We start from the raw sequence: 12,431 nt of genomic DNA on the forward strand, positions 1-12,431 counted from the left end.
AACTGGATAATTGTGTCGAAAACGGCAGTAGATAGGCCGTGTGAAGCTTGGTTTAACCTTATCTAAAAATCCTGCAAAATATTAAACTGTTCCTTAATCGTCTATCTTAAAGCTCAGTTTCAGGGTGACAGGACCCGGCTCTTCATCCATTTTCCTTTATGATCGATGATACAACAACTACAGCAACATTTCCTGGTAGGGAGCCTTACAACATTCTTTTGCGCTGGAAGCACAATTGTGAACCCTCCAATGCTTGTGGAAGCAGAGTAATATTTCTGGGAAGAGGTAGAGTTGCAGCCCGACTTTGCAGGATCGGCCCTGGGTAGGAAGTATCTTACTCCCAATGCAACTTCCCCTTTGGAGGATTGGCAAAGCGTATCTCAATATCGACCATCTTGTCAAAGGACGACACAAGACTTATTTTTTTCTTGTAAACCTACCCTCCGATTCGAGTTTTACTCAACCAATTGACCCTCCCTGATGAAAGACACGTTTGGAGGTAGTGCTGGCAATCCCACACTAAACGACAACGTATTCGGTGAAACTGGTTAACGAGTATATTTACGGAATTTTTCTTGCAAATTATTACCAAGAAGTAATAACAGAATTGTAATTCTCAGGTTCCATGATGAAAGTTAATGTTTTCAATAAATAGGAGCTTATCAATAAGTTACCTTGAGGAGCTAGCAATGGAAACCGTTTCGATTCAGACCAACCAGGGGCAAACCAAGAATTTGAACGAAGACACCTTATCCGTGTTTCGTGATAAATTGCGTGGCGAACTACTTACAGAGAAAAGTGTAGACTTTGCCGAAGCGAGAAAAGTGTGGAACGGTGTCATCGATCATCATCCATCTTTGATCGTCAGGTGTTGTGGTGTTGCCGACGTTATGGCAACGGTTAATTTCGTTCGTGAACACGAATTGAAATTCTCTGTTCGCTCCGGTGGACATAATGTTTCCGGAGCTGCAATAGCCGACCGAGGATTGGTTATTGATATTTCACACATGCGTAGCGTGCAGGTTGATCCTCATAAACGCATTGTACGGGTCGAAGGCGGAGCGCGCTTAGGTGACCTGGATCACGAAACGATTCCTTTTGGCCTCGCTGCACCAGTCGGCATAGTCTCAGAAACCGGGGTGGCGGGACTCACTTTACATGGAGGGGCGGGATGGCAAATGCGGAAGCACGGGCTCTCGATCGACAACTTGAATGCTGTAGAACTAATCACTGCCGATGGCAAACTGCTTCGTGCTTCTGAGCAAGATCATCAGGATCTTTTTTGGGCGCTTAAAGGGGGCGGCGGCAATTTCGGCGTTGTGACCAATTTTGAGTTCAAGTTACATCCTGTCGGACCACAAGTTTCAGTGGTCATGCCTATCTACTCAATGGAAAATGCAGACAAAGTCATCAGTGCATGCCGTGACTATATGGCGAATGCACCTGATGAGATCATGGTGATCGGTGTCTATTGGAGTGCTCCTGCCATTCCTGAGATTCCCATCGAGAATCACGGTCAACCGGTGGTAATATTGCTCGGTTGTTTTACCGGACCGATGGAACAGGCCGAAAGAGTGACTGAACCTCTACGCACGATTGTTAAGCCCATTGCCGATTTGAGCGGGAACATGTCTTGGAAAGATGCCCAGCGCATACTCGACGAGGATTACCCCGACGGCAAGCTATATTATTGGAAATCGGCCTATCTCGACCGCCTAGACGACGACGTCATGAACATCCTAAAGCATTATACCCAAAACCGTCCATCGCTGGAATCATCAATCGATGTATGGTTCCTTGGCGGAGCACTAAGCCGAGTTAAGCCTACGGCAACTGCATTTATTAACCGTCAGTACCCGATCATGATCGGTATCGAAGCTAACTGGGAAAATAGTGCCGATTCTGAGGCTAATATCGCTTGGGCGCGCTCGTTGCACCAAGCCTTACTTCCATTTTCTAGCGGTGGCAATTACCTCAATTTTCCTGGGTTCATAGAAGATCGAAAAGCATTGCTGCAAGGTGCCTATGGAGAAAATCTTGAACGATTGAAAAACGTTAAGGCGAAGTATGATCCTTATAACCTCTTTCCCGGGTTACTAAATATCCAGCCGGGTTAAAGTGTCAATGTTTATCAGCTTTTTTTAGTACAACTCTTGACAAGTCCTATATAGTTGAATTAACGTCTCTGTTAGACACCTCATAATAATGATGTAAAAAAACAAACCTACTGAGAAGCAGGGACGGAAAGCCACTGATCTTACCAAGAAAGCCGGGTTGCCATCACAAGATGGCAACCCGGCTTTCTGTATTTATGAGTTCCCAACCTGTCTCATTATCATTTTCCAACGAACACTTCATCGAAGACGAGGCATGCCATATGAATGAATCAATCCTGAAGGCTTTTGGTTGACAATACATTGTTGTGGGCGTCGTACACCTACGACGCAAGGCGATGTTGAAAAAAATCAAAATGTTGGGACAACGGCAGCGATTTGGTGACGCGCTGTCAACCCTAAACTGTGAAACATGTTAAAACAAACATATCGGAGCCTATCAAGATGACCCAAGAAAAGAGCATCAACGGGACAAATGCAGAGCAGTTAGTAAATACGATAGAAAAAATCAAGAAAACCTGAAATTGCTCAGTTCAAGTTTCGTGCATCGGAATAAATATACGAAAGGAGGCCGTCCCATGCAGCTGACAAACCAACATATCAATGAAGCGCAATACGCCAAATGTATTGAAGTTTCCAAGCGAGTCAGGTGGGATATAGATAAAGACGTGCTTCGAGGCAGGTCATTTCACCTGTCAAAAAAATTCCTCCCTGACGGAATTTCACGAATTGAACACCTACAGCACTTGTCGAATGATGACAAACGTCTCGTCAGTCAGGTGCAGGTGCGAACATATGCCAATATGTTCGGACTGGTCGAAAGATTCATCACTGCAAAGATACTCGACTGTACCAGAGATCACTGGTTAGGAAACCAGGTTGCATTGGAGTCACTGGTCCGCTTCTGTGATGAAGAATTAAAACACCAAATGTTTTTCCATTAATGGTATTTACTGATGAATTATTTGGAGCGATTTTTCCATTGCGCTCAAAAAGATATCTACCTCTTTAAGGGAAAGACATAGGGGGGGCCGTAATTTAAGCGTATTCCCATATTTACCGGCCGCACCAATTAGCACATGCTGGGATTTCATGAGATTGATAATGGCGGTAGCTAGTTGCGGATCGGGTAGGTTGGGATCACCGTCTTTACACAGGTCAACCCCAATGAACAAGCCAGCTCCCCTTACCTCGCTAATCACCGGATATTTTTTTTGCAAAGTTTTCAAACCAATAAGGATAGATTGGCCCATTAAGTGGGCATTTTCCATAAGTTTTTCTTCCTCAAGTATATCAAGGACTGCCTGCCCAGCAGCTGCAGCTACAGGGTTACCACCAAAGGTATTGAAATAGCCAACATCTTCGCAAAACTCATGGATGTCATGAGATCGAGCGGCGACACCGGCCATAGGAAATCCGTTCCCCATGGGTTTTCCCATAGTAACGATATCAGGGACGACACTATGGCGTTGAAACCCCCACATGTGTGTTCCGGTCCTGCCGAAACCTGGTTGCACTTCGTCGGCAATGTACAGCCCATTATAGGTCTTAACTACATCGATTGCCGGCTGAAGAAATCCGGGAGGGTCACTGTGAACCCCGTCGCTGGAAAAAATTGAGTCACATATAAAACCGGCAAACCCGTATCCCCTGGATTCCAGCTCTTTTATACTGCTTTCCATGGATTCCGCGAATTGAGACCGCAAATTCTCCGCATACTCCCGTTTGCACGGCGCCTTGATAGCAACAACGTGATCCGGCAAAGGATTTTTCTTGAGTGCAGCAGGAGAGATCTCGGTAACCGCAAAAGTGTTGCCGTGATAAGCGGTTTCCGTGACAATAAAACCTTTCTTCCCCGTCCTTTTACGTGCAATCCGTATGGCCAGGTCATTTGCTTCACTGCCGGTACAACAGAGGAGAATATTGTCCAGCGCATTAGGAAAAGTAGCCTTGAGTGATTCGATGTAATCATCGAGAATTCCGGTGAGATACCTTGTGTGGATATTTAACTGTGCAGCTTGTTCACTGATTGCCTTTACCACTTTCGGATGACAGTGGCCGACCGAAGGGACATTGTTGTAAAAATCCAGATACCATGTATCGTCCTTGGCGATCATCCATGAACCTTTTGCTCCAATCATTTCAATCGGATCCTGATAGAACAGGACTGATGAGGCGCCTAAGTTTTCTAGCCTGCGTGATAAAAGTTTGCTTTTGCTTTCCTTGCATGTCTCGACATCAAACGCATTCATCTCAAGAATCTTTCTAATTTCCGGTTCCATAACGATCTCAATGTGCGGTGTTGTAGGTATCTAGATATTCCTGTGCCAGTCTCACGGTCCCATCGGTATATGCGGTACCAAGTTCTTGGGCGGTTTCGGTTTCCGAATGACTCGAAATCCACGCCGTGAGCAGGATGCGTCGGAGCATGATGAACATAGGTATGGCCGCCTCCTCTTCGTCGGAGAGCCGTGTGACGGTTCGATACCCCTCAACCCAGCTTTTTTGGAGTTCAGGTACCATTGGATTTTCCTCCATGAAGCTGATTGCAGCGGCAAAGTCATACATGAACCAACAGTATCCGCAGTCATCGAAATCGATAACACTGAGCTTCCCATTATCTATCAATAGGTTTGCCAGTCGTAAGTCAGCATGAATTAGGCCGAACCTATGTTTTGCCTTCCCGTAATCATGAAGTTGTTGATTGAGCAGTCCGGACGTTCGTTCCAGCACTTTTTGGCCGTCTTGATCCAGCCCAAGAGCATCTCTCCAATCACCCCAAAGCGGCTGAGAGCCAAGCATGGTATCGAAATCCCAGACTTTGCGTTTGAATCCTATTGGAATTGGCCAACTTTTAGTGTGGTTATGAAGCTTCGCGGTAATTGCACCGAGTGTAAAAAAGTCATCCTTTAGATCGTTTGCCGGTGCGGGCTCGGTCCCGGGCAGAAATTCGAATCCAACAGCAAGACGATCGACATCCATCCCCGGTAAAACAGCTATTTTTCCTCCGGATGCAAGGTCTAGCGGGCTGGCTGTCGACACCACCCCCTGGTTTTTCAGGCTGTTCACCCAGAAGAGCTCCGATTCTATTTCTTGCCGTGTGTGATAATCGGGACGGTGCACCCGGATTATGATTTTTAGATCATTTGGAGAATGTTTGACAACAAAGGTTGCGTTTTCAGAAATGTTCAAGAGGGAAATTTCACTGTCCTCAGGGAGTTGCCACTCGTGGAGGATGCTTTTTATCCCGTGTTGCATGTTTTGGATTGTTCTTTCATCGTAGGTCGCAGTCATGATGCCAGCCCCTCATTAACTTGGATTGATTAATATCGATTGTCCGTAATGTGGCAAAACCAACATTTGAAAGCGATTATAAGAAAAAAATGTGCTAAGAACAACATTTTTTTCTTGATTATCGCGCTGGAATCTGCGACTTTAAAGAAAATGGAAAGCAACAATGCTAACCCGTAGAAACTGGAATTATCAGCCTGAGACTGGAGGAAACCAGATGGCACTCACAAGAAGAGAATTCAACAAAGCACTCGGAGCCTCAGCCTTGATTTTGGCTGTTGGCAACTCATCCAAACTCTTTGCAGCTGGTGAGGATGAACTGAACATATTGTGCTGGGAGGGGTACAACACTGATGACGTTCTGGGACCTTTTCGCAAGGCTTTTCCAGGATCCAAAGTGCGTGCGGAAAGCGGTACGTCCGACCCGGATATGATAAACAAACTTCGCGCCGGCGAGGTTAAGGTATGGGATCTGATTAATGTTAATCAGCCCTGGGCCCGCAATCAGTTGCTTCCTGAAGGGCTAATCAAGCCTCTGACCAAAGAACGGTTCCTTCCTTTTTTTGAAAATATGTCGCCTGAATTTGCCAAGCCCTATCCGCTTGCCTTTTCCGCGCAAGGAGATTTGATAGGCATGCCTCAGAGATATGGGCCTTTTAGCTTTGTGGTAAACACCGACAAGATCAGTAAAGCAACAGCCGAAGATCAGGGCTGGAACCTGTTTCTCGACCCCAAGCTCAAAGGTAAATACGGTATCCTCACTTATGACAATTGGAATATTATCCATATGTGCTTAACCGCGGGCATCAACCCCTTTGAGCAACTTGATGCCGACGGACTAGCCAAGTTCAAGGCGACCGCCAAAACAATTTTCAACGGAGCCAAGATGTTAAGCGACGATCTGGTGGCGATGAACACCGCGCTTATCAACGGTGAAATAGACGCTTACTTCACAGGTGGGACATATACAGCAAGCCCTGCCAGGCTTGACGGTCTGACCAATATTCTTGGGGTTACGCCCAAAACCGGTCCTGTTGGGGGAAAAGGTGGAGTCGCCTGGATTGAACTCACCTCTTTGGTGAACAACCCAAAACCCACCCCGCTTGCTGAAGATTTTCTGGAGTTCGTACAGAAACCTGAAATTGCAAAGGCTGTTGGATTTGCCGAAGGTACGTATAACCCGGTCAGCCAGATGGGTGACAAAAAAGTCTTCGAATTATGGTCTAAAGAGGAACTTGAAGCAATTCAGTGGGACAGCCTCGAAGAGGAAATGTCCAGATCATTGGAATATGATGTAGTGGCATCGTATGACGAGCTGATCAAAATATACTCTGCAGCCAAGCGCTCTTAGCGCACGCACCCCTTCGATAAGCCTTGAGCAAAAGAGCTGGTGAGCTACACAGGAGCTGATTGCGCCTCTCTTTGATTTCCTCTCCAAAGAGAGTGCGCTTCAGAGCCTGTCTCCCAAGAGAGATCGTACGACGAATACATTGACATACAACAAGAACAGCGCTTTGGACACAATGAGAAAATCACCCATTCTGCAGATTGCGGGCCTGAGAAAAGAATATGGAAAATTTGTTGCCTTGAGAGATATCGATCTCAAGGTGAAGGAAGGCGAGTTCCTGACAATAGTTGGACCTTCCGGGAGTGGAAAAACCACCCTTATCAAACTGCTGGTCGGTATGGAAGAGCAAACCGAAGGCTCGATTTGGCTTCGCAATAAACGCCTGGACCTGATCCCAGCTAATAAGCGGCCCACTTGTATGGTTTTTCAGTCCTTAGCGCTATTCCCACACCGAAGTGTCGGGCAGAACGTAGAGTTTCCGATGAAAATAAAAGGAGTGCCTCCAGCGGAACGAAAGGCGAAAGCACTTGAACTGCTCGAGATGTTTCGACTGCCTGAGGATTACTACAATAAGGGAATAGGGCAATGTTCCGGAGGGGAGCGCCAGCGGATAGCTCTTGCCAGAGCTTTAGCTTTTGACCCGGAGATAATTTTCTTTGACGAGCCTCTCTCGGCTTTGGATTACAGGTTGCGGAAAACCCTTGAAAAAGAACTCAAGGCCCTCCATCTCCGGACTGGCAAGACATTCATTTATATCACCCACTCATTGGAAGAGGCAATGGTCATGTCTGACAGGATAGCTATTCTTCGGGCTGGAAAGTTTGAGCAGATAGGGCCTGCTGAAGAGATCTACCATAAACCAAAAAGCAGTTTCGTTGCAGAGTTTATGGGAGATGTCAACATGTTCGATATCAGGCCTAAGGATTCTTCTGGCGCAGAGGATATGGTTGCGAACTTTACCGTTTCAGAATCCGTAGCTGGTGGCCTTGTTCTTTCCAGCGATAAAAGGCATTTGCTCATGGTGCGCCCGGAATCCCTCAGCCTACTCTGTGAGACAGAGACCGCAGATTTTACCGCTACTGGTAAGGTTACCGGACGCTTCCTGCTCGGTTCAAGGATTCAGTATGAAATTGAACTGGCCGGCGGAAAAGAGGTTGTTGTTGAATCTACAAGCCACAACGGAGGCGCGTTAAAGGGGGATCAGGTCAAAGTAGGTTTTGATATGGAGAATTCGCACATCATTGAGGAGGAGTAATGAATAAAAGAGAACAACGTCTCGGCATGCTCACTTCCATGCCGATCATCGCTTTGTTACTTTTAACTTTCGTCGCCCCCTTGTTTGCCGTGGGCGCATTCTCAACCATGCCTGCCAAGGTTTTTACCCTTGCACACACACCTGATTTTTCGTCCTACATCGAATTTTTCAGGGAGGGCTACTGGAAATCTCTGGCCTGGTCGTTGGGAATGGCAGGCATAGCGACGGTTCTGCTGCTCATCATCTGCTGGCCCCTCTCCTATGCCATGATTCGGGTGTTTCGTCGGTTTACACTTGTGATCACCATTGCAGTGGTTATGACCCTGTTTGTTTCCGAAAACATCAGGCTATTCGGGTGGGTCATCACTCTCATGAAGGGGGGGATGCTTGAAGGATACCTGAGGCATTGGACAGGGCACGGATTTGATGGACTATTATACAATGTGCCGGTCATTATCTTCGGGCTTGTCTATATCTATCTTCCCTTTATGCTCTTTCCTCTCGCCCAGGGAATAGCAATGATTCCTGACGACGCGCGCTACGCAGCCGCCGATATGGGTGCAAACCGCTGGCAGATTTTCAAGGAAGTTGAATTGCCTCTGGCTGCTCCGGGCATCGTCGTCGGTTCACTGCTAACTTTCGTCCTCGCCGCAGGAGCAGTTGCAGAATCAAAACTGCTTGGCGGGCAGACGGTAATCGTCATTTCCGATGATGTTGAAAGTGCTTTTACTTACGGCCAGAACTGGCCTTTGGGGTCGGCTCTCGCCATGGTTCTAATCCTTGTTATTTCAGTCTTGATTGTGTTCACACTGAAAAAAATCGACTTGGACAAGGTGATGGGAAAGGGGAAGTGAAATGAACAACAGGCGATTTACAAAATTATTTCTTTATTTCTATGGGATAGGCGTGCTCCTTTTTCTTTACCTGCCGATTGTCGCCGTTGGCTTTGCATCGGTTTCAAAAGCCAGGTACCTCCGTTTCCCAATAAGAAAATACGCCGTTGGCTGGTATGGAAAAGCTGTGCAAAGTGACACCGTAATCGAGCTCTTGTTGACATCACTGTCAATTGCGGGGATCGTCACCGTCGTCTCCTTGGTGATTGGTTTTTTAGGAGCCCTTGCCTTTGCGCGATATCAATGGCGATTCAGGAAGCTATACCAGAAGTTGATATTGCTGCCCATTTTCTTTCCTCAAACCGTACTGGGGCTAGCGCTGCTCATGTGGTTCAATGCTCTTGATATTATCCCCAGCTGGCATACTGCCATTGTCGCTCACCTTGTTTGGATTACGCCTATTGTTACGCTTATTATAGCCATTCGGGCCTATAGTTTTGATCCGTCACTGGAAGATGCCGCACGCGATATGGGATGTACGACTGTCCAGATAATGAAGGAGGTCACCATCCCGATGCTGATGCCGGCTGTAACTTCAGCAGGATTATTTGCATTTTTATTGAGTTGGGGCAATTTCCCTTTGTCGCTATTCACCACCGGAGCAGATTCCACTCTTCCTGAGTGGCTCTATGCCAAAATGGTTTCAGGGTATTCGCCCCTTGTTCCCACACTTGGCATACTCTCTGTTGCAGGCTCAATACTTCTCGTTGTTACCGCCATTATTATTCGAAGCTTTCTTGTGCAGATGAAAAAAATGAGGACGGCCTAGCACACCTAACGCCCTATTTACAAAAAGAACAATAAAGGAGAAACATATATGCTCACTTCAATCAAAGACCGATCAGTCATAGTTACAGGCGGATCAAAGGGAATCGGCAAAGGAATTGCCCAGGTTTTTTCGGAGCAAGGGGCCAAAGTCATGATCGTGGCCAGGGGTGAGGAAGAGGCCGCTCAAGCTGTAGAAGATATCAGGAGTAACGGAGGGACTGCGCAATATGCCCTCTGTGACGTAGCAGACAGCGAACAAGTAAACTCGATGGCAGCAAAAACAGCAGAATTGTTTGGAGGTATCGATATTCTTTGCGCCAATGCAGGTGTGTTCCCCCAAATGAAGATCATCGAGATGACTGGGGACGATTGGGATTTTGTAATGAGTGTGAACCTAAAAAGTTCATTCCTCTGCGTTAAGGCCTGTATTCCATATTTTGAAAAAGCAGATAACGGAAGGGTGATACTGACCTCCTCTATCACCGGACCGATAACCGGATTTCCTGGTTGGTCCCATTATGGTGCCTCCAAAGCCGGTCAACTCGGCTTCCTGAAGACAGCGGCAATGGAACTCTCAAAATACAACACTACGATTAACGCTGTTATGCCAGGTAATATCTACACAGAAGGACTTGAGGATTTAGGTCAAGATTACTTGGATACCATGGCTGCCTCCATTCCCCTCAAGCGATTGGGGCATGTGCGGGATATTGGCAATGCGGCCTTATTTTTCGCGTCAGATGAAGCCGCATATATTACCGGTCAGTCAATTGTTATCGACGGAGGGCAAATTATTCCCGAATCCCTTGAAGCCATAGACGAAATCTAGAAGTTATTCATATGGTGGGAAATATAGAGAACCATTACCCCTATTTTAGAAAGTCGGCTTTATCCTCCGGTAGCAGGTTGGTACAGCATTCGAAAACCGGTCAAGGCAGGCTAGGGGCTAAACGGTCTGGAGTGGAGTTGTAATGCAAAAACATATCATTGATGATAAAGAGCGTCATTTCGGCTGGGATAACTCAATCGAGCCGGCACTCAAGATTGAACCCGGAGAGATTGTTGAATTTCGCACTCTGGACGCTGGCGGAGGCCAGCTTGACCCACATTCTACCGTCGAGGATGTGGCTGGTTTTGATTTCAGCAAGGTCAACCCGGCGTTTGGACCTATCTATATAGACGGTGGAGAGCCTGGAGATGCCCTGGAGGTAACCGTAGTAAATCTCGAAACCGAAGGATGGGGGTGGACGGCTAATATCCCGGGGTTCGGTCTTCTTGCCGACAGGTTTCAGGAACCGGCATTGAATATCTGGAGGTTTGACGCGCGGCATCCCGCTTCATCTGAATTTAGTGCTGGAGGTGTTGTACCGCTACGTCCATTCCCTGGAATTCTTGGGAACGCGCTTCCGGATCCCGGATGTCATAGTGTCGTCAATCCCAGAATGTACGGCGGCAATATGGACACCAGGGATATCACAGAAGGTTCGAAACTGCTGCTCCCGATTGGTGTCCAAGGAGCCCTTTTTTCTTGCGGCGACGGTCATGCCGTCCAGGGAGATGGAGAGGTCTGTGGAACGGCAATTGAGTCTCCAATGAAAATGACCTTACAGTTTAAGCTAATCAAGGATGCCCGTCTCAAATGCCCTCGCTTTTCAACCATCGGTCCTGTTTCCAATCATTTCGACGCAAGGGGATATGAAGTGACCATGGGCATTGGGCCTGATTTGATGGTGTCTGCAAAAAACGCAGTGAGCGATATGGTTGACTTCGTTGCCGATACTTATAAGATGGCCGATGTCGATGCATACATGCTGCTGAGTGTTTGTGCTGATTTGCGGATTAACGAGATAGTGGATGCACCGAACTGGGTGGTTTCCTGTTATTTCCCCAAAGTTATTTTTGAACCTTAAGCTGCACGGTTTATACCTAAAATACAAAAAAGCTCCATGGCCACAAAAAAAGAAAAAAGGCAAAAGGAAATCATTAACCTCTTAAGTCAATTTCCGTCAATCCGGGTCAATGAATTGGCTGAAAGACTCAATGTAACAGCTGAAACGATCAGGCGCGATTTTGATCAAATGCATGACAAGGGGGTTCTGGAAAGGACATATGGTGGGGCTATCCTTCACATGGCCAAGGAGCCCGGGCTAAATGTTCGCCATAACCTTCTCGTTAGCGAGAGAGAGGCTATCGCCAAGCAAGTAGTTAGTGAGGTGAAAGGGGCAAAGCATTTTATGATAGGTTCGGGTGCAACGACCGTGCATATCGCAAGAAGAATGGCGGCCGAACTGACCGATATTACAGCCATTGTGCATTCTTTTGGTGTTGCAACCGAGTTAAGCCATAATCCAACAATTCGAGTGGTGATGGCACCGGGGTTTTATAGCCCAGAAGAGGGTGCAAATCATGGGTCGTATACTCTTGATTTTTTGGAGCAATTCTGGGTTGATTACTCAATATTTGGTGCTAGCGGCTTAACAGCTGAGGGACCCAGCGATGCGCTCATTGATGCAGGGAAAGTCTATGCCAAGATGATTTCCAGAGCCTTCAAGACCATTCTCGCAGCAGACAGTTCAAAATTTAACGTTAAGTTTCCCGCACACTACGCCCGGTGGAAAGAAATCGATTACTTGGTAACGGATAAACCGCTGGAAGAAAAATTTCTTCGGGTTTTTGAACAGCAGAATGTAATCGTACAGACAGTGACGGCCTCGCAATTTTAGAGATTTATTCAACAGGTGGTATTGTATTTTCAAAAATCA

General features: G+C 46.8%; 10 protein-coding genes, 1 pseudogene and 1 riboswitch. Of the genes and pseudogenes, 9 read left to right on the forward strand and 2 right to left on the reverse strand.

The window, feature by feature from the left end; all coding sequences use genetic code 11:
• Nucleotides 1-689: 689 nt before the first annotated feature.
• Both ACZ52Z_RS18670 and ACZ52Z_RS18675 read left to right on the forward strand, forming a co-directional pair.
• Nucleotides 690-2,117: an FAD-binding oxidoreductase gene (locus ACZ52Z_RS18670; protein WP_464268279.1), complete on the forward strand. Its 1,428-nt coding sequence runs from the start codon at nucleotides 690-692 to the stop codon at nucleotides 2,115-2,117.
• A 90-nt stretch (nucleotides 2,118-2,207) separates the two neighbouring features.
• Nucleotides 2,208-2,282: riboswitch (cyclic di-GMP riboswitch) on the forward strand.
• Between the two features lie 410 nt (nucleotides 2,283-2,692).
• Nucleotides 2,693-3,052: pseudogene (locus ACZ52Z_RS18675) on the forward strand (hypothetical protein); the annotation flags it as partial.
• A gap of 12 nt (nucleotides 3,053-3,064) precedes the next feature.
• Here the strand turns inward: ACZ52Z_RS18675 and ACZ52Z_RS18680 are convergent.
• Together ACZ52Z_RS18680 and ACZ52Z_RS18685 are read right to left on the reverse strand one after the other, a co-directional pair.
• Nucleotides 3,065-4,396: an aspartate aminotransferase family protein gene (locus tag ACZ52Z_RS18680; protein ID WP_464268280.1), complete on the reverse strand. Its 1,332-nt coding sequence runs from the start codon at nucleotides 4,394-4,396 to the stop codon at nucleotides 3,065-3,067.
• Between the two features lie 7 nt (nucleotides 4,397-4,403).
• On the reverse strand, nucleotides 4,404-5,408 hold the full coding sequence (locus tag ACZ52Z_RS18685; protein WP_464268281.1) for a phosphotransferase enzyme family protein: 1,005 nt from the start codon (nucleotides 5,406-5,408) through the stop codon (nucleotides 4,404-4,406).
• 214 nt (nucleotides 5,409-5,622) lie between these two features.
• Between ACZ52Z_RS18685 and ACZ52Z_RS18690 the strand changes: the two genes are divergently transcribed.
• The 7 genes from ACZ52Z_RS18690 (at nucleotide 5,623) to ACZ52Z_RS18720 (ending at nucleotide 12,392) form a co-directional block, all read left to right on the forward strand.
• On the forward strand, nucleotides 5,623-6,756 hold the full coding sequence (locus ACZ52Z_RS18690) for an ABC transporter substrate-binding protein (protein ID WP_464268282.1): 1,134 nt from the start codon (nucleotides 5,623-5,625) through the stop codon (nucleotides 6,754-6,756).
• A gap of 172 nt (nucleotides 6,757-6,928) precedes the next feature.
• Entirely contained in the window at nucleotides 6,929-8,008 is a 1,080-nt protein-coding gene (locus ACZ52Z_RS18695; protein ID WP_464268283.1) for an ABC transporter ATP-binding protein, read from the forward strand.
• The gene (locus ACZ52Z_RS18700) at nucleotides 8,008-8,862 is read left to right on the forward strand and encodes an ABC transporter permease (RefSeq protein WP_464268284.1); all 855 of its coding nucleotides are present in this window, start codon (nucleotides 8,008-8,010) and stop codon (nucleotides 8,860-8,862) included. The genes ACZ52Z_RS18695 and ACZ52Z_RS18700 overlap by 1 nt, the downstream gene beginning before the upstream one ends.
• Nucleotide 8,863: 1 nt before the next feature.
• Complete coding sequence (locus tag ACZ52Z_RS18705) at nucleotides 8,864-9,670, forward strand: ABC transporter permease (RefSeq protein WP_464268285.1); 807 nt, start codon at nucleotides 8,864-8,866, stop codon at nucleotides 9,668-9,670.
• A 48-nt stretch (nucleotides 9,671-9,718) separates the two neighbouring features.
• The gene (gene fabG, locus ACZ52Z_RS18710) at nucleotides 9,719-10,498 is read left to right on the forward strand and encodes a 3-oxoacyl-ACP reductase FabG (protein WP_464268286.1); all 780 of its coding nucleotides are present in this window, start codon (nucleotides 9,719-9,721) and stop codon (nucleotides 10,496-10,498) included.
• Nucleotides 10,499-10,640: 142 nt separating this feature from the next.
• Entirely contained in the window at nucleotides 10,641-11,579 is a 939-nt protein-coding gene (locus ACZ52Z_RS18715; protein WP_464268287.1) for an acetamidase/formamidase family protein, read from the forward strand.
• A gap of 36 nt (nucleotides 11,580-11,615) precedes the next feature.
• On the forward strand, nucleotides 11,616-12,392 hold the full coding sequence (locus ACZ52Z_RS18720) for a DeoR/GlpR family DNA-binding transcription regulator (protein ID WP_464268288.1): 777 nt from the start codon (nucleotides 11,616-11,618) through the stop codon (nucleotides 12,390-12,392).
• Nucleotides 12,393-12,431: the final 39 nt, after the last annotated feature.

The sequence above is a fragment of the Desulfogranum aggregans genome, from assembly GCF_055398265.1.